Origin of the sequence: Streptococcus sp. D7B5, from assembly GCF_029691405.1 — a bacterium.
Taxonomy (GTDB): domain Bacteria; phylum Bacillota; class Bacilli; order Lactobacillales; family Streptococcaceae; genus Streptococcus.
Window position 1 is genome coordinate 284,842 of record NZ_CP121467.1, and the last position, 26,058, is coordinate 310,899.

Below are 26,058 nucleotides of genomic sequence, written 5' to 3' on the forward strand. Positions count from 1 at the left end.
AAACTTGTCATCCAAATTTATTTATGCTAGACTAGTGAGAATCAAGCTCTAATGGAGGGAAAAGTATGGAATCAATATTTGTGAAATTTGCCCAGTATCCATCTATAGAAACGGAGCGTTTATTGCTCCGACCTGTAACCTTGGACGATGCAGAAGCTATGTTTGAGTATGCCTCAGACAGAGAAAATACACGCTACACTTTTCCAACAAATCAAAGCCTAGAAGAGACCAAGAACAACATCTCTCAGTTATACTTGGCTAATCCCTTGGGACGGTGGGGAATTGAACTAAAAAGCACTGGTCAGTTTATCGGAACCATTGACTTGCACAAGATTGATCCTGTTCTTAAGAAGGCAGCTATTGGTTACATTATCAACCAAAAGTATTGGAATCAAGGATTGACGACAGAAGCCAATCGTTCCGTGATTGAGCTGGCTTTTGAGAAGATTGGAATGAACAAGTTGACCGCTCTTCACGATAAAGACAATCCCGCATCAGGAAAGGTCATGGAGAAATCAGGTATGCGTTTTTCCCACGAAGAACCCTATGCCAAAATGGATAATAAAGAACCAGGTCGAATTATCACAAGAGTTCATTATGTCTTGACTAAGGAAGACTATTTTGAAAATAAATAAGCAGTTGAAAAGATTTTTCAGCTGTTTTTTTCTTTCACTTACGAATAACTTAAGAGAGGAGAAAATATGGAAGTCATTATCGAAAAAATCAAAGAGTATAAAATCATTGTCATCTGTGCTGGTTTGGGTTTAGCCTTAGGCGGATTTTTCCTGTTAAAACCAACTTCACAAACATCTGTGAAAGAAACAAATTTGCAGGCTGAAGTCGCAGCTGTTTCAAAGGATTCATCGTCTGAAAAAGAAGTGAACAAGGAAGAGAAGGAAGAATCTCCTGAACAAGATCTGATAACAGTAGATGTCAAAGGTGCTGTTAAATCGCCAGGGATTTATGACTTGCCAGTAGGTAGTCGTGTCAATGATGCTGTTCAAAAGGCGGGTGGCTTGACAGAGCAAGCAGACAGCAAATCGCTCAATCTAGCTCAGAAAGTTAGTGATGAAGCTCTGGTTTACGTTCCAACTAAGGGAGAAGAAGTAGCTAGTCAACAGACTGCTTCTGGGACGGCCTCTTCGACGAGCAAGGAAAAGAAGGTCAATCTCAACAAGGCCAGTCTGGAAGAACTCAAGCAGGTCAAAGGACTTGGTGGCAAACGAGCCCAGGATATTATCGACCATCGTGAGGCAAATGGCAAATTCAAGTCGGTAGATGAATTAAAGAAAGTCTCTGGCATTGGCGCAAAGACCATAGAAAAGCTAAAAGATTATGTCACAGTGGATTAAGAATTTCCCTATCCCCCTAATCTATCTGAGCTTTCTGTTGCTCTGGCTTTACTATGCCATTTTAGGAGCGTCCTATCTCGCACTGCTAGGTTTTGTTTTTTTGCTCGTCTGTCTCTTTTTCCAATTTCCTTGGAAACCGGCTGGAAAAGTTCTAGCGATTTGTGGAGTTTTTGGATTTTGGTTTCTGTTTCAAAACTGGCAACAGACACAAGTGAGTCAAGACTTGGTTGGCTATGTTGAAAAGGTGAGGATTTCACCAGATACCATCAAAGTCAATGGGGATAGTCTGTCCTTTCGGGGCAAGGCTGAGGGTCACACCTTCCAAGTTTACTATAAACTCCAGTCCGAGGAAGAGAAAGAGCTCTTTCAGACCTTAACAGACCTTCATGAGATTGAACTAGAAGGAAAACTTTCGGAACCCGAAGGGCAGAGGAATTTTGGTGGCTTTAACTACCAAGCCTATCTGAAGACTCAAGGAATTTACCAAACTTTGACTATCAAGAGTATCCAGTCAATGAAACAGGTTAGCAGTTGGGATATAGGAGAAAATCTGTCTAGTTTACGTCGAAAGGCTGTAGTTTGGATCAAGATGCACTTTCCAGATCCTATGCGCAACTATATGACAGGTCTTCTTTTAGGACATTTGGACACGGACTTTGAGGAGATGAATGAGCTTTATTCCAGTCTTGGAATTATCCATCTCTTTGCCTTGTCTGGTATGCAGGTGGGCTTCTTTATGGATGCCTTTAAGAAACTCCTCTTACGATTGGGCTTGACTCAAGAAAAGTTGAAGTGGCTAACCTATCCCTTTTCCCTTATCTATGCAGGTCTGACAGGATTTTCAGCTTCGGTCATTCGTAGTCTCTTACAAAAGTTACTAGCCCAACATGGTGTTAAGGGCTTGGACAATTTTGCCTTAACAGTCCTTGTCCTCTTTATCATCATGCCCAACTTTTTCCTAACAGCAGGAGGAGTCTTGTCTTGCGCTTATGCTTTTATCTTGACCATGACAAGCAAAGAAGGGGAGGGACTCAAGGCTGTTGCCAGAGAAAGTCTGGTCATTTCTTTGGGAATATTACCCATTCTATCCTTTTATTTTGCAGAATTTCAGCCTTGGTCTATTCTTTTGACCTTTGTCTTTTCCTTTCTGTTTGATGTGGTCTTCTTACCGCTTTTGTCCATCTTATTCATCCTGTCTTTTGTTTACCCAGTCACTCAGTTTAACCTTGTCTTTGAGTGGTTGGAGAACATCATTCGCTTGGTATCGCAGCTGGCAAGCAGGCCTCTGGTCTTTGGTCAACCCAACGCATGGCTGTTGATTCTACTGTTAGTTTCATTAGCCTTGGTCTATGACATGAGGAAAAACATCAAAAGACTAGCAGGATTCAGTCTCTTTATTGTGGGGCTCTTTTTCCTGACCAAGCATCCACTTGAAAATGAAATTACCATGCTGGATGTAGGGCAAGGGGAGAGTATTTTCCTACGGGATGTGACTGGTAAAACCATTCTCATAGATGTTGGTGGTAAGGTAGAAGCTAGTAAGAAAATCGAGGACTGGCAAGAAAAGGCGACAACCAGCAATGCCCAGAGAACCTTGATTCCCTATCTTAAAAGTCGAGGAGTAGACAAGATTGACCAGCTGATTTTGACAAATACAGATAAGGAGCATATTGGAGATTTGCTGGAGGTGACCAAGGCTTTCCATATCGGGGAGATTTTAGTATCAAAAGGAAGTTTGACACAGAAGGAATTTGTGGCAGAACTAGAAGCAAGCCAAACCAAGGTACGCAGTGTGACAGTAGGAGATAACTTGCTAATTTTTGGAAGTCAGTTAGAAGTCCTATCTTCAAGGAAAATTGGAGATGGGGATCGTGATGCTTCCCTGGTTCTTTATGGAAAACTCTTGGATAAGCACTTTCTCTTCACAGGAAATTTGAAAGAGAAGGGAGAGAAGGACTTGCTGAAGCATTATCCTGACCTAGAGGTGGATGTCTTGAAAGCGGGCCAACATGGTGCTAAAACCTCATCCAATCCAGTTTTCCTCGAAAAACTCAAACCAGAGATTACTCTCATTTCAGTTGGAAAAAACAATCATACGAAATTTCCCCATCAGGAAACCTTGACACGACTGGAAAGTATCAAGAGTAAGATTTACCGAACTGACCAGCAAGGGGCTATCCGCTTTAAAGGATGGAATAGTTGGAGAATTGAAACGGTTCGATAAAATAGACAAACTTTTCGAAAAATTGACTTTTTATCTTGACAAGGAATAGAAAACTTGGTATCATATAAAAGTTGAGAAAAGCAGAAGTGAGAGCTTCTCGCCTTGTGACATCAAGTTGCCTGGCCCTACGGATGAAAAGTTTCTAAGAAACGCTATCATAACGTGCGGGCTTGTATCATTACGAGTCCGCTATTGTTTTTCTCTAATAATAAAAAAGAGGTGAAAACCATAGCAAAGCAAGACTTATTCATCAATGATGAAATTCGTGTACGTGAAGTTCGCTTGATCGGTCTTGAGGGAGAACAGCTAGGCATCAAGCCACTCAGCGAAGCGCAAGCATTAGCTGATAGTGCAAATGTTGACTTAGTATTGATTCAACCCCAAGCAAAACCACCTGTTGCTAAAATTATGGACTACGGTAAGTTCAAATTTGAGTATCAGAAAAAGCAAAAAGAACAACGTAAAAAACAAAGTGTTGTTACTGTGAAAGAAGTTCGTCTGAGTCCAACTATTGACAAGGGTGACTTTGACACAAAACTTCGCAATGCACGCAAGTTCCTTGAAAAAGGAAATAAAGTTAAGGTATCCATTCGCTTTAAAGGGCGTATGATCACCCATAAAGAGATTGGTGCAAAAGTTTTAGCCGAGTTTGCTGAAGCAACACAAGATATTGCGATCATCGAACAACGAGCTAAGATGGATGGACGCCAAATGTTCATGCAGTTGGCGCCAGTAACTGACAAAAAATAATTGTCAGAAAGTTAAATAAAGGAGAAAAAATCATGCCAAAACAAAAAACACACCGCGCATCAGCTAAACGTTTCAAACGTACAGGTTCTGGTGGACTTAAACGTTTCCGTGCTTACACTTCTCACCGTTTCCACGGAAAAACTAAGAAACAACGTCGTCATCTTCGTAAAGCATCTATGGTGCATTCAGGAGATTTCAAACGTATTAAAGCAATGCTTACTCGCTTGAAATAATAGCCTAACAGTAAGTAAACAATTCTAGGAAATATTTGGAGGAAATAAAACATGGCACGTGTTAAAGGTGGCGTTGTATCACGCAAACGTCGTAAACGTATTCTTAAATTAGCAAAAGGTTACTATGGAGCTAAACACATCTTGTTCCGTACTGCAAAAGAACAAGTAATGAACTCTTACTACTATGCATACCGTGACCGTCGTCAGAAAAAACGTGACTTCCGTAAATTGTGGATCACTCGTATCAATGCGGCAGCTCGTTTGAACGGACTTTCATACTCACAATTGATGCATGGTTTGAAATTGGCTGAAATCGAAGTTAACCGTAAAATGCTTGCTGACTTGGCTGTTAACGATGCAGCAGCTTTCACAGCACTTGCAGATGCAGCTAAAGCAAAACTTGGTAAATAATGACAAACTGTTTCATTCTTACTCTCGTGGTTTTTACCGCAAGAGTAGGGTGAAACTTTTTTATTTTCCTTAAACGATTTTCGATTTTAAAGAGTAAATGACAGATTTTTTCAAAGAAAATAGGATATTTCCTGTATAATAGGAATATCTAAAAAAGATTTGGAGTTACAAGAAAATGATAGTAGGTATTGATTTAGGAACGACTAATTCTTTAGTAGGGGTATACCAGGATGGCCAGGTCAAGCTGATTCCCAATGCTTTTGGTGAATATTTGACTCCTTCTGTTGTGGCTTTGGATGACAATGATGAAATCATAGTTGGAAAAATTGCCAAGGAACGTTTGGTGACCCATCCAGACAAGACGGTTTCACAGTTCAAGCGTTTTATGGGGACCAAGCATGAGTTGACACTAGGAAATCGAGCATATAAGGCTGAAGAATTGAGCTCTTTTATCATTCGAAAGTTGGTAGACGATGCAGAGACCTATCTTGGAGAAAAGGTCGAGGAAGTGATTGTCAGTGTTCCAGCCTATTTCAATGATGCTCAACGCTATGCGACCAAACTAGCAGGGAAATTTGCAGGCGTTCAGATTGATCGGATTATCAATGAACCTTCCGCAGCGGCTCTTGCTAAAAGATCTATGGTAAACCAAGAAGATCAATCTTTTATTGTAGTCGATTTTGGTGGGGGTACGCTAGATATCTCAGTTGTTGAGTTGTTTGATAATATTGTTGAAATCGTGTCGATTGCAGGGGACAATCGTTTGGGAGGAGAGGATTTTACTGCAGCAATTGCTGAGGAATTTTTAGTCTCCAATAAATTAACCAAGGATACGATTTCCCGTGAATTTTATGGCAAAATTCTGGTACAGGCTGAAAAGACTAAACTAGAACTCAATGAGAAAGAAGAAGTGAAGATGACAGTTCTGGACCAAGAACAGGAATACACTTTAGACTTGAGCTACCAGCGTTTTTATGAGCTTTGTCAACCTCTGCTAGCCCGTGTTAAGGCCGTTTTGGACCGTGCCTTGATGGATGCACGCTATAGCTATGTATCATCAGATAACTTTGTTCTTGTTGGGGGGACTTCGAAACTCCGCTTGGTTCAGGACTTTTTATCCTACTGTATCAATCAAGTGGTGCAGGTTTCGGATGATCCTGATCGGATGATTGCGAGAGGTTGTGCCCTTCTAGCAGGAATCAAAGAACGCCAGGGTGAGATTCGAGATTTGTTGCTGTCTGATATTTGTCCTTTTACACTGGGGATTGAGATAGTTGGAGACCGTTTTTCACCGATTATTGAGCGAAATTCTACCCTACCTGCTTCACGCATTGAGCAGTACTACACGGCTGAATTGGGACAGAGCCAAGTCAAGATAAAGGTCTATCAAGGTGAGATGATGAAGGCATCACAAAACCTGTTTCTAGGAGAATTAGAAGTTCCCGTCCCTGTTAATACTAGAGAAAATGAAAGTTTCACAGTTCGTTTTACCTATGATTTAAATGGGATTTTGGATGTCGAAGTGAAAATTGATTCAACACAGGAAGTCTTTAGTCATGTTATTCTCCAAGATAGTGTTACTCTGACAGAAAAGGAAATCAAGGCTAAGCAAGCAGAGTTGACTCGCTATAAGATTAATGCTCAAGAAACAGAGGTTTATCGTTTCTTGATTGAAAAAGCGAATCGCGTGTACAGTATGCTCTTGGGGAGAAGAAGAGATGAGCTAATGGCTGAAACTAGACGATTTGAAGAAGAGGTCAGTCAAGCATCTGTGTATCATTTGCCAAAACTTTATCAATCATTTTCAAACTATTTAGACTTCCTAGAGCGAGGACTGTAAAAGAGGAGACCTTATGAATATATGGGAAACTTTAGGGATAGAGCCAACGACTGACGTCAAGCTTATTAGAAGGCGTTATGCTGAACTGGTTCGGCTCTATCACCCAGAAGACCAACCAGAAATTTACCAAGAAATTGTTGAAGCTTATCAAAAAGCCTTGACTTATGTGAGATCTAGAAATACAAAACCAGAAAATAGTCTAAGAAAAGCGAGTGACTCTCAAGAAGCTGCTGAACTTGAAGAAGAGGCGAATGAAAAGCCTAACTCTAGTCTCCACTTTGAAAACTTGACTGAAGAAACGAATACTGAGAACGAAGAGTCTGAAAGATCTAGTCTTGATTTCAGTGATTATCAGCAATCGACTGATAAATTCAGCGATTCCTTTAACTTTGAAACCTTTAAAGCAGAAGAGGATAAGCAAAAGTCCACCCTTGACTTTAGTGACTATGATGAGGAAGTTCAGCTAAATGGAGATTCTGAAGAAAGAGCTACGAATACCCTCAACTTTGAAACGTTTGGTGACGAAGAGAACCAAGGGCAAGAAGGAACAACAAGGTCTACTCTTGACTTTAGTGGTTATAATGAAGGAACCTATCTGATCCAAAATGCGATTGAAAGTATTGTTGGAAACGACGGGTATAACCAAGAGGAACAAGAGCATCTATGGCGTCAGTTCTTTCATCAGTATCAGTATGATATGGACATTGTTCAATCCGTTTTAGAGGAAATGGATGTTTATATTTTTAACAAACCGGAGCAATTCTCTATCCTCATCCCCTTGCTGGAAGATTATATACCTGACTTTAAGTACTGGGGCTATTACTATAAGCTGAAGTATTGGAAAGTTAAAAGAGCTATAGCAGAAGAGGAAGGCAGTTCGCTTGAAAGCGCACATGAAGCCACTGAAGAATTCTATTATTCTTATCAACTTTGCCAAGAAATTCTTCAAGATTCTAACCAAGCAAATCAATTGAGCTCTTGGATAGAGTTTTTCAAGCACCCCTATCTGAGCTTTATGGTCTTAGATCAAGTAAATCAAAATCGTCAGATAATCAAGAGTGTGCCCGTTTTAACCTATATTCTTGAAAAAAACCGACAAGTCATATTTGAAGAGGATTATCCACTCTTGAATGACTTGGCTGATTACTTAGACGAAGTAAAAGGGGAGCTGGGAGAAAACGTTGACTTTAGTCACTACTTTCTAGATAATCCAGATGAAGTTGAGGCAGCCTTCTATGAGTTGCTCCATGCTCAGTATGAAGATGAGTATAAACTGTTACGTGATTGGCAATACCTTTTTGAATCAGTCAAAGATCACACGCTCCTACTTGATTTGTTAGAAAAGGTGGACGTCTATCCTTTAACCAATGCGAAAGTGTTAGCCCTCGTTCTCCAATTTGTGGAGCGTTACAGTGATGAGGAATCAAATCCTTACCTGAAAAAACTCCATTTCTGGAAGAGTATCCATTACTATCCTTCAGTGGTAGAGGAGTATGCACTAGATAAAAAAGAAAATTTTGATTACTGGTACAATGAAGGTTATCTTTATGTGGATAAGCTCACTAAGAGCGATGAAGATATCAATGATTGGGAAAAGTGGAGAAGCTACTTTAAAGGAAGACCACGCATTCTAACGATTTTGCTTCAACAGATCTATAAGGAGTACCATCGGTTTACAGATGGCGAGCTCCTGAGATATGTTTTATCTCCTTTTCCTACTTCTAAAATGGCTCCCCAAATGATGACGGAGGAGACAGACCAGAAACTAGAAGAGATGACAGTTTATGCTTATGAACTTTGTCATCCAAAGGCTAAGCACTCTTATTTGGATTGGAAAAAAAGACAAGTCTTTAAAAATAAGTTCCTTCAGCTTTTCTCTGGTCTCTTTACGATTGTATGTTTGCTACTTAGTATTATAGAGCGACCTGGTTATAATTCATGGGTTCATGCGGGCATGTTTTCACTCTTTTACGTCTATATGCTAAAATTAAGGAAAACACCGATTGAGGAGGGAGTGACTGCTAGAGGAGAAAAACGGAAATTCTACTACAGTCCTCATCCATGGTTCCTATTAATCTTGTTATTAATCCTCGTCATTCCATCCTTACCATTTGGTCTCATTGGTGCCCTTATGTTCATTACATTTTTCAGCTTCATCGATGGTTTCCAAGTGAGTCAGGGGCTGAAGTGGGATTATTCTTTGGAGAAGCTGATTCCTATCGGTATCTTTCTTTCTGCTGGTTTTCTTTCTGCTTTGGTAAATCAAAGCCAGACTATTTCAGGAGTTGCAACAGCCTACTTCCATATTTTTGCAATCCTTGTGATTTGCTTGTCTTTTACAAGATTCAGTCCTGGATTTCCACCATCTCTGAAGAAAATTTTCATACCAGCAATCTTGGGAATCCTACTCTTTCAAACGTTGCCATATATTCACAGCCGTTTAGATATCTTTGATCCAACTATTCTACGAAATGAAACACTGGCTATAACTGTTATCCTCTTGTTAAATGGAATTGCCTTATCTTATTTTACAAAGGAACAAGGCTTCATGATTGGTGTGAAGAAGGTCTTTATGATTTATGGATTGCAGATCTTTATTTTCCTAAGAAGACTGTTCCGAATCCTATTTGCACCAAATTCAGTTTTCGGTAATAACTATCATTACAAAGACTTACTAATCATGAACAGCGAATTTACGTTCTACTTCCTCGAGGGACTTTTTGTCCTGATCATGCTTTTCCTTATTCGCAATATACGCAAGGAAAATCGTAAAAGTGCTGCTTAGAATGAAAGCGTAGAGAAGAGGACTCTGGTTCAAGTTTCTAGTAAATTTTCCTGAATAAAGGTATAATAGAACTATTAAAACGAAAGAGGTAATGAAAATGGCTTCAAAAATGCTACACACTTGCTTGCGAGTAGAAAACCTTGAAAAATCAATCGCTTTTTATCAAGATGCTTTTGGATTTAAAGAATTGCGTCGCAGAGATTTTCCAGATCATGCTTTCACCATTGTCTATCTAGGACTTGAGGGGGATGACTATGAGTTGGAGTTGACCTATAACTATGATCACGGTCCTTACGTGGTAGGAGATGGCTTCGCCCATATCGCCCTCAGTACACCTGACCTTGAGGCCCTACATCAAGAACATAGCGCTAAAGGCTATGAGGTGACAGCTCCTAATGGACTTCCAGGAACTCAACCAAACTATTACTTTGTCAAGGATCCTGACGGTTACAAGGTCGAAGTCATTCGTGAAAAATAATCCAGTGAAGTCAAGTAGAATGTTCGTTTTCTACTTGACTTTTTTTCTTTGAAAGAGTATACTAATACAAATTTAACCTTTAAGGGGAGTCCAGAGAGACTCACAAGGTGTCAGATAAAAGGGATAAGGGGACTCTCTGTGGAGACTTTTTAAGTGTGCGCATGAGTTCTAGCCTAACCCAACTGAGGCCTTGCATTAGCAAGGCCTTTTCTTTATCTGGTCCCCTTAAATTTAAGGAGGAAAAGTCATGAATCCCACATGTAAGAAGCGTTTGGGTGCCATTCGTTTGGAAACCATGAAGGTGGTCGCACAAGAGGAAATTGCGCCAGCAATCTTTGAATTAGTCCTAGAAGGGGAGATGGTTGAAGCCATGCGAGCCGGCCAATTTCTTCATCTGCGTGTGCCTGATGACGCCCATCTCTTGCGCCGCCCTATTTCAATTTCGTCTATTGACAAAGCAAACAAGCAGTGTCACCTTATTTATCGGATTGAGGGGGCTGGGACAGCTATTTTTTCAACCTTAAGTCAGGGAGATACTCTTGATGTGATGGGACCTCAGGGAAATGGTTTTGACTTGTCTGACCTAGACGACCAGAGTCAAGTCCTCCTCGTTGGTGGTGGGATTGGTGTTCCACCCTTGCTAGAAGTAGCCAAGGAATTGCATGCGCGTGGGGTGACAGTAGTGACAGTCCTCGGTTTTGCGACTAAGGATGCTGTTATTCTCGAAACCGAATTGGCCCGATATGGTCAGGTCTTTGTAACGACAGATGATGGTTCTTATGGCATCAAGGGAAATGTTTCTGTTGTTATCAATGATTTAGACAGTCAATTTGATGCGGTTTACTCATGTGGTGCTCCGGGAATGATGAAGTATATCAATCAAACCTTTTATGATCATCCAAGAGCCTATCTATCTCTAGAATCTCGTATGGCTTGTGGGATGGGAGCTTGCTATGCCTGCGTTCTAAAAGTGCCAGATAGTGAGACCGTCAGCCAACGCGTCTGTGAAGATGGCCCTGTTTTTCGCACAGGAACAGTTGTATTATAAGGAGAAAGTCATGACTAACAAACGTTTACAAGTTTCTCTACCGGGCTTGGATTTGAAAAATCCCATCATTCCAGCATCAGGCTGTTTTGGTTTCGGCCAAGAGTATGCCAAATACTATGATTTAGACCTTTTAGGCTCCATTATGATCAAGGCGACGACACTTGAACCCCGTTTTGGGAATCCTACTCCCAGGGTGGCAGAAACGCCTGCAGGTATGCTCAATGCAATCGGTTTACAAAATCCAGGTTTAGAAGCTGTTTTAGCTGAAAAGTTGCCTTGGCTGGAAAGAGAATATCCTTCGCTTCCCATCATCGCCAATGTAGCAGGCTTTTCAAAACAAGAGTACGCTGCCGTTTCTCAGGGGATTTCCAAGGCTACAAATGTAAAAGCTATCGAGCTCAATATCTCTTGTCCGAATGTGGATCACGGCAATCATGGACTTTTGATTGGGCAAGATCCTGACTTGGCTTATGAAGTGGTAAAGGCAGCTGTGGAAGCCTCTGATGTGCCAGTTTATGTTAAATTAACCCCTAGTGTAACGGATGTTGTCACCATCGCCAAAGCCGCAGAAGATGCAGGGGCAAGTGGCCTAACCATGATCAATACCCTTGTCGGTATGCGCTTTGACCTTAAAACCAGAAAACCAATCCTAGCTAATGGAACAGGTGGAATGTCTGGACCAGCAGTCTTTCCAGTAGCCCTCAAACTCATCCGCCAAGTCGCCCAAACAACCGACCTTCCCATCATTGGAATGGGAGGAGTGGATTCTGCTGAAGCAGCGCTAGAAATGTATCTGGCTGGTGCCTCTGCTATCGGAGTTGGAACAGCCAATTTTACCAATCCATATGCCTGTCCTGATATTATTGAAAATTTACCAAAAGTCATGGATAAATACGGCATTAGCAGTCTAGAAAATCTCCGTCAGGAAGTCAAAGCCAATCTGAGATAAGCTAGGTCTTCCTTATCGTCAACAAGAAATAGAATCTTCATCAATTTGTAATATTTCCGTCGATTAACTATGTTACAATAGGGTTTAGAAAACGTTATTGGAGCATTTAAATGAAACGATGGAAAGTGGCCCTAGTAAGTGCTGGCTTATTGGGGTGTTTTTTTACTGTAGTGGAGACAGCAAAAGCAGAAGAGGGGACTTGGCAAGGAAAGACCTACCTCAAAGCAGACGGGAAACCAGCAACCAAGCAATGGCTTTTTGACCAAACGCATCAGAACTGGTTTTATCTTAAAGATAATGGTCAACGTGCAGAAAATGGCTGGTTGACAGTTGGTGGTAAAGATTACTATTTTAACGAAGCTGGAAAATTAGCTACGAAAACGTGGGTTGGCCAGTACTATGTGACTGAAAGTGGTGCTAAAGCAAAGGAACAGTGGGTATTTAATCAGGAAAAAGAATCCTGGTATTATCTAAAGTCTGATGGTCAGAAAGCTCAAAAAGAATGGATTCAACAAGGTCAAGAAAAATATTACCTTAAAGAAGACGGGAAAATGGCCAAAGATGAGTGGATCACTCAAGGTGAGAACCAGTACTACATCAATTCACAAGGTAAAATGCTGAAAAATGCTTGGCTTGGTAAAAGCTATATATCAGAAAATGGTAATAAGGTTAAACAAGCCTGGATTTATGATGACAACTATAGCAGTTGGTTCTACCTTCAACAAGATGGTACCTATGCTGAAAATAGGTGGTTAACTATAGATGGGAAGGACTACCATTTTAAATCAGGCGGTTATCTTTCTACTGAACGTTGGATTGATCGCTTCTATGTTGCGAAGAGTGGAGCTAAATTGAAATCGGAATGGCTCTTTGATAAGAATTATGATGCTTGGTTTTACTTGAAAGCTGACGGAACCTATGCCGAAAAAGGCTGGGAAACGATTAAAGAAAAAGATTACCATTTCAAATCAGGCGGTTATCTTTCTACCGAGCGCTGGATAGATCGCTTCTATGTTGCGAAGAGTGGAGCTAAATTGAAATCGGAATGGCTCTTTGACAAGAATTATAACTCTTGGTTTTACTTGAAAGCTGACGGAACCTATGCTGAAAAAGGTTGGCAAACCATCAAAGGCAAGGATTACCATTTCAAATCAGGCGGCTACCTCTCTATGGAAACTTGGATTGACCGCAGTTATGTGACGAGCAGTGGAGCAAAAGCTGGCAAAGGGTGGCTCTTTGACAAGAATTATAACTCTTGGTTCTATATCAACTCTGATGGAAATTATGCCAATAAAGAATGGCTCTGGGATAATGGTTACTACTATCTCAAATCTGGTGGTTATATGGCTGCGAGTGAGTGGGTATGGTACAAGAACAACTGGTTCTACCTCAAGTCAAATGGAAAGATGGCTGAGAAAGAATTAATCTACGATTCATCCGACCAATCATGGTATTACCTTAAATCAGGCGGTTATATGGCAAAAAATGAAACTGTGGATGGTCATACCTTGGATGCTTCTGGTAGATGGCATGTTGCGGATAAAACCAAATATTACAAAGTTAAACCAATCACTGCCTATGTCTATAGTGCATCTGGAGAAATCTTGAGTTACATTAACCAAGGAAGCATTGTTTCACTGGATAGCTCGACGCGAAAAGGCGGCCGACTTGCAGTTTCGATTTCTGGCTTGTCTGGCTATATGAATCAAAGTGATTTGACAGCAGTAGATGAAGGTAGCGAGTTTATCCCTCATTATACTAGTGATGGGAAATTCCTTTACCATGAACTCTCTCCATACACGAGTATCAAAGTAGCTCCACACACCTCTGCTATGGTTATTGGCAAGAAGTACTACTCAACTGATGGAGAGCATTTTGATGGCTTTACCATTAAAAATCCTTTCCTCTATAAAAACTTGAGAGAACCAAGTAATTATAGTGCAGCTGAGTTGGATAAACTGTATTCAATGATGAACTTGCAGGATAGTCCTCTTGCAGGTAAAGGAGCGACTTTCAAAGAAGCTGAGGAACGCTACGGTGTAAATGCCCTTTACTTGATGGCCCATAGTGCCCTTGAAAGTGCTTGGGGACGCAGTCAAATTGCCAGAGATAAGAACAATTTCTTTGGTATTGCTGCTTATGATACTAGCCCATATCTCTCAGCCAAGAGCTTTGATAATGTGGACAAAGGAATTCTCGGAGCGGCCAAGTGGATCCGTGAGAATTACATCGACTACGGTAGAGACCACCTTGGAAATAAAGCAACCGGAATGAATGTTCGCTATGCTTCAGATCCATACTGGGGTGAGAAGATAGCCAGCATCATGATGACTATCAACAGCAAACTTGGTTGGAAAGACTAATCAAAAGAAATCAACGGTAACTACTGAAAAAGTGGTTATCGTTTTTGTATATCTGGCAATAAGTTGATTCTATAGCTTTTTAAACTTGAAATTTTTAAAACAATATATTAAAATATAGAAGAGATTGCTTATAAATTAAGGAGTTTAAAATGAAGAAATCAATGATTGTTGGGCTTATTACTTTTATTGCTTTAGGTTTGGCAACAGGATACTATTTCTTATCCTATGTGCCTCATCAAGCTGTTGTAACTAAGTTTGAAGATGTAGTAAAGGATTTAAATGAAAAGAATAAAGAAGTTGAAGATCAAATAGCTGAGGCTGAAAAGGTTATTGAGAATAATGAAGAACCTCTTGATTCTAAGACATTGGAAGAATTGAAATCAACTATAAAGGATAGCAAAGATTCACTTCGTAAAGAACCAGAAATGGAGAAAGCGACTGCTAAGATTGAGAAGCAAATTGAAGAATTAAGTCAACCATTAGATTATAGTGAAACAAAAAAGAATTTGTCTGAAAAATTGACTCACTATCAAAATAGCATTCTTCAATTAAAACAAATTACAAATCCTTCTAGTTCTTTTATTGAAGAAAGACTCAAAGAAATTGAATCAATTACTGGAGTACAATCTGTTACGGAGGATAATGACCCTAATAAAAAATTAAATAAACAAGGAGGATATACAGCGTCTGTATATTTCGTTGACAAGCAAGTGAATGAATCTGTAGAAGGCTCAGATATTGTTCAAAAAGGTAATGATGCTGGTGGAAATATAGAAGTTTATAAGACAAAAGAAGATGCAGAAAAGCGCAATACTTATATTAGTGCTTTTGATGGAACTGCTTTAAATCCGGGATCCCACTATGTTTATGGAACCATATTAATTCGCACTTCGCACCATTTAACAGGAGCGCAACAGAAAGAACTGACTGAGAAAATCTACAATAAATTAATTGAACTGAAATAATTAAAAAATTGGATAGCTATTTGTTTTATTGAACTAAGATACAGTCAAAAAGCCGTTGGAAAACGGTTTTTTGTTATAATTAAATGAAGAATGTAGCATTAAAGGAGAACAACATGACTTTTGAAGAAATCCTGCCTGGGTTAAAGGACAAGAAAAAATATGTACGAACTGGTTGGGGAGGGGCTGAAAACTATGTCCAACTCTTTGACACTATCGAGCAAAACGGGGTTGCACTTGAAGTGACGCCTTATTTCCTCATCAACGTGTCTGGAGAAGGGGAAGGTTTTTCCATGTGGAGCCCGACACCTTGTGATGTTTTGGCGACGGATTGGGTAGAAGTGCATGACTAGACGTGTATTGATTACGGGAGTGAGTTCAGGGATTGGTCTGGCTCAAGCCCGACTCTTTTTAGAGAAGGGGTATCAAGTATATGGAGTGGACCAAGGTGAAAATCCACTCTTAGAGGGTGATTTCTACTTTTTACAGAGAGATTTGACCTTGGACTTGAAACCTGTTTTTGACTGGTGCCCTCAGGTGGATGTTTTGTGCAATACTGCTGGAGTTTTGGATGATTATAAACCGCTTTTGGAACAATCAGCACAGGAAATTCAAGAGATTTTTGAAATCAACTATGTGACTCCAGTTGAGATGACACGACATTATTTGACGCAAATGCTGGAAAGTAAAAAGGGAATCATTATCAATATGTGTTCTATTGCTTCAAACCTAGCAGGAGGTGGTGGACACGCCTATACTTCCTCTAAGCATGCCTTGGCTGGATTTACCAAGCAGTTGGCTCTAGACTATGCGGAAGCTGGAATACAGGTCTTTGGGATTGCTCCAGGTGCTGTCAAGACGAGCATGACTGCTGCCGACTTTGAACCAGGTGGCTTAGCTGACTGGGTAGCTAGTGAAACGCCAATCAAGCGCTGGATTGAGCCAGAGGAAGTAGCAGAGATTAGCCTTTTCTTAGCAAGTGGAAAAGCGAGCGCCATGCAAGGACAAATCCTGACCATTGATGGTGGTTGGAGTTTGAAGTAGGAGGAGTTGAATGGAAATCAAAAAACACTTTGGAGTCTATGCTGTTTGCTTTGAAAATGGGAAGTTACTCTGCATTGAAAAAACGAGAGGCCCTTATCAACATCGTTATGATCTACCTGGTGGTAGTCAGCAACTTGATGAAGGATTGACGGAAACGCTGATTAGAGAAGTTATGGAAGAGACGGGCTTTACTGTTAGAAACTACTCCAATCCTCGAATCTACGATGTTTTCGTCAGGGAAGAGTTAAAAAATTTTATGGTTCACCATATCATGGCATTTTATGATATTGAGGTCAACGAGAAGGAAGCTCAAGTTACGATTTCGGAAGTTGTCTCTGATGGTGCGAATGATTCGCTCGGATATGTTTGGATGGATATTCAAGAGATCACAGAAAAAAATGCTTCGCCCTTAGTCTTGAAGGTTAAGTCTGAATTATTAGGATTTCCAGAGCTGGACAAGACCTTGTATATGAATTGGAAGGTGAAGTAGGGGGATAATGGAACTATTTAAAACATGGAAGAAAAATATGGTTCTTTATGGTCTTAAATCTCAAATCGGAACTGTCTACCGAAACAGTGATAGGACAACAAGCTTTTATGATGTTGGAAATTTTCTATACCTAGCAGGGGAGTTGGATTCCAGATTTTGGGAAGATTTTGTTAGGAAATACGGTTTAGATTATAAGATTATTATTTCAGAAGATACTAATTGGCAAGATTTTCTACATCGGAAAGTGGAGCTAAATTCTTTTACTCGCTATTCTTTTAAAGATAAGGCAAATTTTCAAGTTGAATTTCTAAATGGTCTAGTTACTCACTTAGAGGAAGATTACAATATTGTGCCTATTGATAATCATATTTATAACTGCTTTTCTGAGGAAGAATGGTCACAAGATTTACAGGGGGATTTTGAGTCCTATCAGGATTTTGTTTTAAAGGGTGGATTTGGCTTTGTGATTCTTAAAAATAATGAACTGATTGCTGGGATTTCCTCAGGGTTAGTTTACCGTGGAGCAGTTGAAGTGGAAGTTGCAACTAGACCAAACGAACAAGGAAATGGATTTGCTAAAAAGCTTGGTGCTACAATGATTCTGGAGAGTTTAAATAGAGATATGTTTCCACTTTGGGATGCTCATAACGAGGCTTCCAAAAAAGTAGCAGAATTTTTAGGATATGAGTTATTTGAACCTTATGAAGCTTTTGAACTAGAGGAAGGTATCATATAATGATATCTGATATTGTATGTTTTAAGACGAGGTGAATGGCTATGCAAAACCAACTTGCTCTTAGTGGCGAACAAATTGTTGAAAAAGTTTACCCTCAATTATTGCATCATGTTGGTATGATTCGTGGGGAATATTTGTTGAGAGAGCTTAATCAAAACATCCTATTAGCAAGTTGTCAGCAATTTGTAAAAGATTATCTAGATACCATTTGCTCCTTGTACTCAGATGAAGAGGTTTGGTATCGTTTTTCAGAGTTAACAAATACAGAAGCTAATTGTTTAGAGGGGACTAAAGAGCATTTTGATGAAAATCATCCCTTGTTTGGTTATAGAGGAACTAGGCGCTTGCTGGCGTGTCCTGAAGAATTTCAGGCTGAAGCACATGTCGTTACAGAAGTTTATCAAACAAATCCCAATCTGTCTGTTATTTTTCCTTTTATCAATGATGCTGAGCAGTTAAAACAAGCTATTAGAGTATTGCGTGAGCATGGTTTTACTGGAAAAGTCGGCACAATGATTGAGTTACCGTCAGCTTATTTTGACTTGGACAGGATACTGGAAACTGGTATTTCAAAGATTGTAGTTGGAATGAATGATTTGACTTCTTTTGTTTTTGCGACTGTGAGAAATAGTCAATGGCATGATATGGAAAGTCCAATAATGTTAGATATGCTGAGAGATATGCAGGATAAAGCAAGGATGAAAAAGATTGACTTTGCTGTAGCAGGCTATCTGAATGCTTCTTTCATACAAAAAATGAATCAGACGGGTATCAAGTGTATTATCCACTACAGTTCTATTCCAGAGATTTTTAATTTAGAGATTGATCATCCAGACCATCTCAAACGTATAAAAGAAGTAAGTAAAAAATTACAAAGGAGCAAACTATGACACCGCAAGAAATGTGGAATATTTACAAGCAAATTAACCCCACGATTGGAGATGAGATAGATGCCTGGGCTTTTGGAGTGGAAGCAGATCTCTTGGCCGACTTGGTTCTAAGAGGCGAAAAGACTGCAACCGCCTCAGCTTACGACCTCTACGCACTAGAAGACGAACCTCTTCCACAAGAAGGGACCTTCGATGTCATTTTAGACAGTCAAGATCAGGCTGTCTGCATTGTCGAAATTACCAAGGTCTCCGTTCAGCCTTTTCATCAAGTTTCTGCCGACCATGCCTATAAGGAAGGGGAAGGTGACAAATCCCTAGCCTATTGGCGTCAGGTTCATGAGGATTTTTTCACCGAGTGGATGAGGGAAACCGGACTGACTTTTACTCCTGACAGCAAGGTTGTTTTAGAAGAATTTCGCAAAGTCTACCCACTCTAGACTGCAGAAGGAAGAAAGTTTTGGAAATCACCGTCCAATCCTTTTTTCTTAAGCAAAACATGATATAATAAGTTTGTTTGAAGAAGAGTAAAACTCTTAAACTTAGAATAGGAGAAAACTATGCAAGCAGTAGAACATTTTATTACGCAATTTGTTCCTGAACACTATGATTTATTTTTAGACTTGAGTCGTGAGACCAAGACCTTTTCTGGGAAGGTGACCATCACTGGTCAAGCACAGAGTGACCGTATTTCCCTTCACCAAAAAGACTTGGAAATCGCTTCTGTAGAAGTTGCGGGTCAAGCTCGTCCATTTACAGTTGACCATGACAATGAAGCCCTTCATATCGAATTGGCTGAGGCTGGTCAAGTTGAATTGGTCATTGCTTTTTCAGGAAAAATTACAGACAACATGACAGGGATTTACCCTTCTTACTACACAGTTGATGGTATCAAGAAGGAAGTCTTGTCTACTCAGTTTGAAAGCCATTTTGCGCGTGAAGCCTTCCCATGTGTGGATGAGCCTGAAGCCAAAGCAACTTTTGACCTCGCTCTACGTTTTGACCAAGCAGAAGGTGAAGTGGCCTTGTCAAATATGCCTGAAATCGATGTGGAAAACCGCAAGGAAACAGGCATCTGGAAGTTTGAAACGACACCTCGCATGTCTTCTTACTTGTTGGCTTTTGTCGCTGGTGATTTGCAAGGGGTGACCGCTAAAACTAAAAACGGTACCCTCGTAGGTGTTTACTCAACCAAAGCCCATCCACTATCTAACCTTGATTTCTCATTAGACATCGCCGTTCGCTCAATCGAGTTTTACGAAGATTACTACGGAGTTAAGTATCCAATTCCTCAATCGCTCCACATCGCCCTTCCTGACTTCTCAGCAGGTGCCATGGAAAACTGGGGTCTTGTGACTTACCGTGAAGTTTACTTGGTTGTGGATGAGAACTCAACCTTTGCTAGCCGTCAACAAGTTGCCCTAGTTGTAGCACATGAGTTGGCTCACCAATGGTTTGGAAACCTCGTGACTATGAAATGGTGGGATGACCTTTGGCTTAATGAAAGCTTCGCTAACATGATGGAATACGTCTGTGTGGATGCCATCGAGCCAAGTTGGAATATCTTTGAAGACTTCCAAACAGGTGGTGTTCCAGCTGCGCTTAAACGCGATGCGACGGATGGCGTTCAGTCTGTTCACGTTGAAGTTAAACACCCAGATGAAATCAATACCCTCTTTGATGGCGCTATCGTCTATGCCAAAGGAAGCCGTCTCATGCACATGCTTCGCCGTTGGCTCGGTGATGCGGATTTCGCTAAAGGCTTGCATGCTTACTTTGAAAAACACCAATACAGCAATACCATTGGTCGAGACCTTTGGAATGCTCTCGGACAAGCATCAGGACGTGATGTTGCAGCCTTCATGGATTCTTGGTTGGAACAACCTGGATACCCAGTTCTCACTGTCAAAGTTGAAAATGACGTCTTGAAGATTTCGCAAAAACAATTCTTCATCGGTGAGCATGAAGACAAGAACCGTCTCTGGGTGGTGCCACTCAACAGCAACTGGAAAGGCCTACCAGATACACTTGAAACTGAAAGCATCGAAATCCCTGGCTATGCCGCTCTTCTTGCTGAAAATAAAACAGCTCTTCGTCTTAACACTGAAAATACTGCCCACTACATTACAGACTATCAAGGAGACTTGTTAGATGCCGTTCTTGCTGAGCTAGAGACACTTGATAACACAAGCAAATTACAAATCGTTCAAGAACGCCGTTTGCTTGCTGAAGCGGGTCACATTTCTTATGCTGACTTGCTCCCAGTCCTTGATAAACTTTCTAAGGAAGAGTCTTACCTTGTTGTTTCAGCTGTTTCTCAAGTAATTTCTGCCCTTGAACGCTTTATCGATGAAGGTACAGAAGCTGAGAAAGCCTTTAACAGTCTGGTTGCTAAATTGGCTCGTCATAACTATGACCGTCTTGGCTTTGAAGCCAAAGATGGTGAATCAGATGAAGACGAATTGGTTCGTCAGTTGACCATTTCCATGATGATTCGTTCCAATGATGTAGAAGCTAGTCAAGTCGCTAGTCAAATCTTTGCAGCTCACAAGGAAAATCTTGCAGGACTTCCAGCAGCAATCCGTGCTCAAGTTCTCATCAATGAAATGAAAGACCATGAGACCAAGGACTTGGTCGCAACTTATCTGGACCTATATACTCATGCGACGGATGCGGTCTTTAAACGCCAGTTGGCAGGAGCTCTTGCATATAGTATAGATGCTGACAATATCCAAACCCTGATTGGCTCATGGAAAGATAAATTTGTAGTGAAACCACAAGACCTTTCTTCATGGTACCTCCAATTCCTCGGACACCAAGCTACCCAAGAAACTGTTTGGGTTTGGGCGCGTGAAAACTGGGATTGGATTAAGGCAGCCCTTGGTGGAGATATGAGCTTTGATAGCTTTGTCATCTTCCCATCGCATATCTTTAAAACAGAGCAACGCTTGGCAGAGTACAAGGATTTCTTTGAACCTCAACTCTCTGACCTTGCGCTTAGCCGTAACATTCGTATGGGTATCAAGGATATCGCAGCGCGTGTTGACTTGATTAAGCGTGAAAAAGCAGCAGTAGAAAAGGCTTTGAAAGCAAGTAAGTAATAGAGAAAAAACAGCGGATCTTGCAATCTGCTGTTTTTTGGAAGTCAGTATAAAGTGTCCATCCTGAAAATCGTGTTATAATAGCAATGTCAAAGAAATTTTACCTAGAATTGTATAGGATGTTAAAGAATTTCGTCTAGACAATTCGTGAAGAAAAGAATAATATAAATAGGAAATGCAGATGTTAGGAAAACAATTAAAATTATTTAGAGAACAAAATGGCTACAGTCAGAATCAAATAGCAGAATATCTGGGGACGACTCGTCAAACTATCTCAAATTGGGAAAATGATAAAACAATTATAGATAGTCATAGTTTGATTCGCTTAGCTGATTTTTATCAGATCTCTTTAGATGAGTTATGTGGACGAAAAAAGATTCCTGTTTACAAGAATTCAAAGATCAAGTCTATGATTTTAGCTAATGCTTGTACACTTTGGACCTGCTTCGCTTCCACTCATCGCTAAATCAATTGTTTTCCGACTAGCTTTTCAATTCTATTGATTCTAGGAGGACAATGATGTCTTACGTTTATTTAACTCTAGCTATTGTATCTGAAATAGCTGCTACAAGTCTGTTAAAACTGTCGCAAGGTTTTTCGAAAATGCTTTTTGGGATTCTTGCTTTAGTTTTGTATGGCTTGTGTTTTTTCTTTCTATCTTTGTCTTTGAAAGGCATACAACTAAATCTAGTCTATGCTATTTGGTCTGGTGTTGGTTTGGTTGGAACAACTGTGCTATCTATTTTGCTTTTTCATGAAAAAGTAACGTTCGCAAGTCTCTTGGGAATTGCTTTAGTTATTGTGGGGCTTGTTATATTAAACCTATCACAAAAGGTTCACTAATGAGGTAGTATGTTATGGGTGACAATTATTTTAAAAATAAAAGAGTCGTTATTATTGGTGCCAGTGGAAATTTGGGACAAGCCTATACACAAGCTTTTTTTCAAGCAGGTGCTCATTTATTTCTTTTAGGTCGCAATATGAATAAATTAGCCAGTTTTTCTGAGAATATTGCTTCCAAGATTCCGATTTGCTCAGTAGATATAACGAATGAAACTTCTATTAAAGTTGCAGTGTCTGAAGTTCAAAAGTGGTCGGATAATATAGATATTGTTATTAATGCAACGGGATTTGATGTACGAAAATCTTTATTATCTCACTCTGAGGAGGAGATCAATCAAACTATGACGATTAACCTAATAGGGGCTATCCTTGTCAGCAAACATTTTTTACCTTTGTTAAAAAATCAAAAAGGAGCAACCATTGTGCATTCAGGAGGTTTTGCAGATGGTAGGCTGGCCTTCCCCTATTATAGTGTAGATGTGGCGAGCCGCGCCGGACTTTTTTCTTTTATCGAATCAATGAACCGAGAATTAATACAGGAGCAGAAAAAGATGCATATAACTTATTTTTGCCCCAATGCAGCAGACACACCATCAGAAAAGCCTTATCATCCAGTTTGGAGAGAAATGGGGATCTCTATATCAAGTACAAATCAAGTAACCCAAGTTTTACTTAAAGGTATAAAATCTCGTAAAAGAGTGATTTTGATGGGACAAGGTACAAAGATTTTTACAACATTAAACCTTCTATCCCCAGCAATAGCGGATTATCTTTTACTGAGACGATACGGTCGTATTTTAAAAAAATATTTTGGATAAATTTTCTATTATTTTTCTAAGAATTTTCTCATATTTTAGTATTCTTTAAGAAAAAATAATTAAGATGTATGTAGCCTAAAGAAAGGATGTGGTGAATTCATGAAGTAGAACTTCTTCATTTTTTCACAGAAACTTAAAGCAGAAACAAAAATACAGAATGAATAAAGAGAAAATGATTGTTGTAGAAAAAGCACCAAGTGGAGGCTATCAGTAGTAGCAAGTGGTTCTTTAGTGGTCGGCTTGCTTGGTGGTTATATATTCGGTTCTTTGACTCAAAAATCAACAAATCAGCAGTCGACCGTTCAAACATCGAAAACCCAGCAAGATAATCAAGATGGCAATAATATGCAAAGTCACGGTGGACAACCGCCTCAAGGACAGGGTCAAAATAATGGCAATGGTATGCCACCTCAAATGAATGGTCAAGATGGACAAGGTGCTCCTGGCGGTAACGGTGGTCCTGGAGGGCCAGGAGGACAGCCGCCGCAAGGAAATAATAATCAAGAAAGCGGTAGCAATTCTATGAAGAAACCAGCCAATGCAGATGGAAGTACGAAGGACAAGGATAGCAATTCTAACCAAAATAATGAAGAAAACACTACAAAATCTTAATCCATTTGTTAAAGCCATGATATAATAATTAAAGAATTATACTAAGATCCAAAAAATGATACAAAAATTCTTTATTTTATAATAACCTTAGATGAAGCTGATTAGTATCTTATAGCAGGAGGAGAACAAGATGATTAAGATTTTACTAGTAGAAGACGACTTAGGGTTGTCAAACTCAGTATTTGACTTTTTAGATGATTTTGCAGATGTTATGCAGGTTTTTGATGGAGAAGAAGGTCTCTATGAAGCTGAGAGTGGCGTCTATGATTTGATCTTGCTTGACCTTATGTTGCCTGAAAAAAATGGCTTCCAAGTCTTGAAAGAATTGCGTGAAAAAGGAATCACGACACCAGTCCTTATCATGACCGCTAAGGAAAGTTTGGATGACAAGGGACATGGTTTTGAGTTGGGAGCGGATGACTACCTCACCAAACCTTTCTACCTAGAAGAACTCAAAATGCGGATTCAAGCCCTTCTCAAACGTTCAGGCAAGTTTAATGAAAACACCTTGACCTATGGGGATGTTGTCGTCAATCTTTCAACGAATGAAGTGAAGGTGGAAGACACGCCTGTGGAACTACTCGGAAAAGAGTTTGAATTGTTGGTTTACTTCCTTCAAAATCAAAATGTCATTCTTCCCAAGACACAAATTTTTGACCGTCTATGGGGATTTGATAGCGATACGACGATTTCTGTTGTAGAAGTCTATGTTTCAAAAGTTCGTAAGAAACTGAAGGGTACAGCCTTTGCTGAAAATCTTCAAACCTTGCGTAGTGTCGGGTATATTTTAAAAGATGTTCAATAAACTAAAAAAAACATGGTATGCGGATGATTTCAGTTATTTTATTCGAAACTTTGGAGTGTTCACCCTGATCTTCTCAGCGATGACCTTGATTATCCTCCAGGTCATGCACTCGAGTCTCTACACTTCTGTAGATGAAAAACTCCAAGCTCTTAGTAGTAGTCCCCAAGCGGTTATCCAGTTAGCCCTGAATCGGGCAACTGAGGAAGTCAAGGATATTCAACCAGCAACTGCGGATGCCAGCAAGGCTGAAATCAAACCCAATGTCAGCTCCAATACGGAAGTCTTGCTCTTTGACAAGGATTTTAACCAACTCTTACTGGGCAATCGCTTTTTAGGATTGGATAAGATCAAGCTGGACAAGAAAGAGTTGAATCATATTCGCCAAATCCAAGTTGTCAATAGCTACGGTCAGGAAGAAACCTATCGGATGATCTTGATGGAAACTAACTCTTTCTCCGCATCAAGCAATGTCAAATATGCGGCGGTTTTAATCAATACCAGCCAGCTTGAACAAATCAGCCAAAACCACGAGCATTTAATTGTTGTAGTAATGGCTAGTTTCTGGCTCCTGTCTTTAATCGCCAGTGTTTACCTAGCACGTGTCAGTGTCAAACCCTTGCTGGAAAGTATGCAAAAGCAGAAGTCTTTTGTTGAAAATGCCAGTCACGAACTGAGAACACCTTTGGCCGTTTTACAAAATCGTTTAGAGAATCTCTTTCGAAAACCAGAGGCAACAATCATGGAATCCAGCGAAAGTATCGCTTCCAGTCTTGAAGAGGTTCGCAACATGCGTTTCCTCACGACCAATCTTCTCAACCTTGCACGTCGAGATGATGGAATCAAACCAGATATAGCAGAAGTTTCTCCACAATTCTTTAAAACAACCTTTGCCAACTATGAGTTAATTGCTTCTGAAAATGATCGTGTTTTCAACTATGAAAATCGGATTTATCGTCCCTTTATGACCGATCAGTTGCTCTTAAAACAACTCATGACCATCTTATTTGACAATGCCATCAAGTATACCGAAGAAGATGGGAAAATTGAGTTTGTAGTCCATGCTACAGATCGTCACCTTTATCTAACAGTAACGGATAACGGAATTGGAATCTCAGCTGTTGACAAGAAGAAAATCTTTGACCGATTTTACCGTGTAGACAAGGCGAGAACCCGTCAGAAAGGTGGCTTTGGTCTTGGACTATCTTTAGCCAAGCAGATTGTTGATGCTTTGCGAGGAACGATTAGCGTGAAAGATAACAAACCTAGAGGAACAATTTTTGAAGTTAAAATCGCTATTCAATCTCCTTCAAAACGTAAGAATAAATAA

General features: G+C 40.0%; 25 protein-coding genes, 1 pseudogene and 1 other annotated feature. All 26 genes and pseudogenes read left to right on the forward strand.

Features of this window, described 5'->3' with window-relative positions; genetic code table 11:
• The first annotated feature begins 65 nt into the window (after nucleotides 1–65).
• On the forward strand, nucleotides 66–635 hold the full coding sequence (locus tag P8P68_RS01360) for a GNAT family N-acetyltransferase (protein WP_000443757.1): 570 nt from the start codon (nucleotides 66–68) through the stop codon (nucleotides 633–635).
• A 66-nt stretch (nucleotides 636–701) separates the two neighbouring features.
• Nucleotides 702–1,352, forward strand: coding sequence for a helix-hairpin-helix domain-containing protein (locus P8P68_RS01365; RefSeq protein WP_000452009.1), 651 nt, complete (start codon nucleotides 702–704; stop codon nucleotides 1,350–1,352).
• Nucleotides 1,336–3,576, forward strand: a complete 2,241-nt coding sequence (locus P8P68_RS01370) for a DNA internalization-related competence protein ComEC/Rec2 (RefSeq protein ID WP_000084755.1) — start codon at nucleotides 1,336–1,338, stop codon at nucleotides 3,574–3,576. The genes P8P68_RS01365 and P8P68_RS01370 overlap by 17 nt, the downstream gene beginning before the upstream one ends.
• A 72-nt stretch (nucleotides 3,577–3,648) precedes the next feature.
• Nucleotides 3,649–3,780 (forward strand) — a sequence feature (ribosomal protein L20 leader region).
• 15 nt (nucleotides 3,781–3,795) lie between these two features.
• Nucleotides 3,796–4,326: a translation initiation factor IF-3 gene (gene infC, locus P8P68_RS01375; protein WP_000848185.1), complete on the forward strand. Its 531-nt coding sequence runs from the start codon at nucleotides 3,796–3,798 to the stop codon at nucleotides 4,324–4,326.
• A gap of 32 nt (nucleotides 4,327–4,358) precedes the next feature.
• The gene (rpmI, locus tag P8P68_RS01380; protein WP_001125942.1) at nucleotides 4,359–4,559 is read left to right on the forward strand and encodes a 50S ribosomal protein L35; all 201 of its coding nucleotides are present in this window, start codon (nucleotides 4,359–4,361) and stop codon (nucleotides 4,557–4,559) included.
• Between the two features lie 51 nt (nucleotides 4,560–4,610).
• Nucleotides 4,611–4,970 (forward strand): 50S ribosomal protein L20, encoded by a 360-nt coding sequence (gene rplT / locus P8P68_RS01385; protein WP_000124830.1) that lies wholly within the window; start codon nucleotides 4,611–4,613, stop codon nucleotides 4,968–4,970.
• A gap of 175 nt (nucleotides 4,971–5,145) precedes the next feature.
• Nucleotides 5,146–6,810 carry a molecular chaperone HscC gene (locus tag P8P68_RS01390; protein WP_278276026.1) on the forward strand — a complete coding sequence of 555 codons (1,665 nt, stop codon included), beginning with the start codon at nucleotides 5,146–5,148 and terminating at the stop codon, nucleotides 6,808–6,810.
• 13 nt (nucleotides 6,811–6,823) lie between these two features.
• On the forward strand, nucleotides 6,824–9,595 hold the full coding sequence (locus tag P8P68_RS01395; RefSeq protein WP_278276027.1) for a J domain-containing protein: 2,772 nt from the start codon (nucleotides 6,824–6,826) through the stop codon (nucleotides 9,593–9,595).
• Nucleotides 9,596–9,692: 97 nt separating this feature from the next.
• The gene (locus tag P8P68_RS01400; RefSeq protein ID WP_000157150.1) at nucleotides 9,693–10,073 is read left to right on the forward strand and encodes a VOC family protein; all 381 of its coding nucleotides are present in this window, start codon (nucleotides 9,693–9,695) and stop codon (nucleotides 10,071–10,073) included.
• A gap of 247 nt (nucleotides 10,074–10,320) precedes the next feature.
• Nucleotides 10,321–11,121: a dihydroorotate dehydrogenase electron transfer subunit gene (locus tag P8P68_RS01405; RefSeq protein ID WP_001070074.1), complete on the forward strand. Its 801-nt coding sequence runs from the start codon at nucleotides 10,321–10,323 to the stop codon at nucleotides 11,119–11,121.
• Nucleotides 11,084–12,070, forward strand: a complete 987-nt coding sequence (locus tag P8P68_RS01410) for a dihydroorotate dehydrogenase (RefSeq protein ID WP_161800715.1) — start codon at nucleotides 11,084–11,086, stop codon at nucleotides 12,068–12,070. Before P8P68_RS01405 ends, P8P68_RS01410 begins: the two co-directional genes overlap by 38 nt.
• Nucleotides 12,071–12,180: 110 nt before the next feature.
• Complete coding sequence (locus P8P68_RS01415; RefSeq protein ID WP_254765256.1) at nucleotides 12,181–14,433, forward strand: glucosaminidase domain-containing protein; 2,253 nt, start codon at nucleotides 12,181–12,183, stop codon at nucleotides 14,431–14,433.
• A gap of 149 nt (nucleotides 14,434–14,582) precedes the next feature.
• On the forward strand, nucleotides 14,583–15,398 hold the full coding sequence (locus tag P8P68_RS01420; RefSeq protein WP_000749426.1) for a hypothetical protein: 816 nt from the start codon (nucleotides 14,583–14,585) through the stop codon (nucleotides 15,396–15,398).
• A 113-nt stretch (nucleotides 15,399–15,511) separates the two neighbouring features.
• Entirely contained in the window at nucleotides 15,512–15,748 is a 237-nt protein-coding gene (locus P8P68_RS01425; RefSeq protein ID WP_000141924.1) for a DUF2829 domain-containing protein, read from the forward strand.
• Complete coding sequence (locus tag P8P68_RS01430) at nucleotides 15,741–16,439, forward strand: 3-oxoacyl-ACP reductase (RefSeq protein WP_278276028.1); 699 nt, start codon at nucleotides 15,741–15,743, stop codon at nucleotides 16,437–16,439. Before P8P68_RS01425 ends, P8P68_RS01430 begins: the two co-directional genes overlap by 8 nt.
• 10 nt (nucleotides 16,440–16,449) lie before the next feature.
• Nucleotides 16,450–16,929 carry an NUDIX hydrolase gene (locus tag P8P68_RS01435; protein ID WP_000403326.1) on the forward strand — a complete coding sequence of 160 codons (480 nt, stop codon included), beginning with the start codon at nucleotides 16,450–16,452 and terminating at the stop codon, nucleotides 16,927–16,929.
• A 7-nt stretch (nucleotides 16,930–16,936) separates the two neighbouring features.
• The gene (locus P8P68_RS01440) at nucleotides 16,937–17,665 is read left to right on the forward strand and encodes a GNAT family N-acetyltransferase (protein ID WP_000418697.1); all 729 of its coding nucleotides are present in this window, start codon (nucleotides 16,937–16,939) and stop codon (nucleotides 17,663–17,665) included.
• Nucleotides 17,666–17,706: 41 nt separating this feature from the next.
• Nucleotides 17,707–18,555: a putative PEP-binding protein gene (locus tag P8P68_RS01445; protein WP_008276044.1), complete on the forward strand. Its 849-nt coding sequence runs from the start codon at nucleotides 17,707–17,709 to the stop codon at nucleotides 18,553–18,555.
• Entirely contained in the window at nucleotides 18,552–18,992 is a 441-nt protein-coding gene (locus tag P8P68_RS01450; RefSeq protein ID WP_000188825.1) for an ASCH domain-containing protein, read from the forward strand. The genes P8P68_RS01445 and P8P68_RS01450 overlap by 4 nt, the downstream gene beginning before the upstream one ends.
• Before the next feature lie 120 nt (nucleotides 18,993–19,112).
• Nucleotides 19,113–21,653, forward strand: coding sequence for a M1 family metallopeptidase (locus P8P68_RS01455; protein WP_001149142.1), 2,541 nt, complete (start codon nucleotides 19,113–19,115; stop codon nucleotides 21,651–21,653).
• A 181-nt stretch (nucleotides 21,654–21,834) separates the two neighbouring features.
• Complete coding sequence (locus P8P68_RS01460; protein ID WP_008283941.1) at nucleotides 21,835–22,119, forward strand: helix-turn-helix transcriptional regulator; 285 nt, start codon at nucleotides 21,835–21,837, stop codon at nucleotides 22,117–22,119.
• 50 nt (nucleotides 22,120–22,169) lie between these two features.
• The gene (locus P8P68_RS01465; protein WP_009013481.1) at nucleotides 22,170–22,496 is read left to right on the forward strand and encodes a multidrug efflux SMR transporter; all 327 of its coding nucleotides are present in this window, start codon (nucleotides 22,170–22,172) and stop codon (nucleotides 22,494–22,496) included.
• 14 nt (nucleotides 22,497–22,510) lie between these two features.
• Nucleotides 22,511–23,314, forward strand: a complete 804-nt coding sequence (locus P8P68_RS01470) for an SDR family NAD(P)-dependent oxidoreductase (protein WP_000502735.1) — start codon at nucleotides 22,511–22,513, stop codon at nucleotides 23,312–23,314.
• Between the two features lie 157 nt (nucleotides 23,315–23,471).
• Nucleotides 23,472–23,926, forward strand: a pseudogene (locus tag P8P68_RS01475) (hypothetical protein).
• A gap of 130 nt (nucleotides 23,927–24,056) precedes the next feature.
• Nucleotides 24,057–24,731 (forward strand): two-component system response regulator CiaR, encoded by a 675-nt coding sequence (gene ciaR, locus P8P68_RS01480; protein WP_000590635.1) that lies wholly within the window; start codon nucleotides 24,057–24,059, stop codon nucleotides 24,729–24,731.
• Nucleotides 24,721–26,058, forward strand: a complete 1,338-nt coding sequence (locus tag P8P68_RS01485) for a HAMP domain-containing sensor histidine kinase (RefSeq protein WP_000482350.1) — start codon at nucleotides 24,721–24,723, stop codon at nucleotides 26,056–26,058. Before ciaR ends, P8P68_RS01485 begins: the two co-directional genes overlap by 11 nt.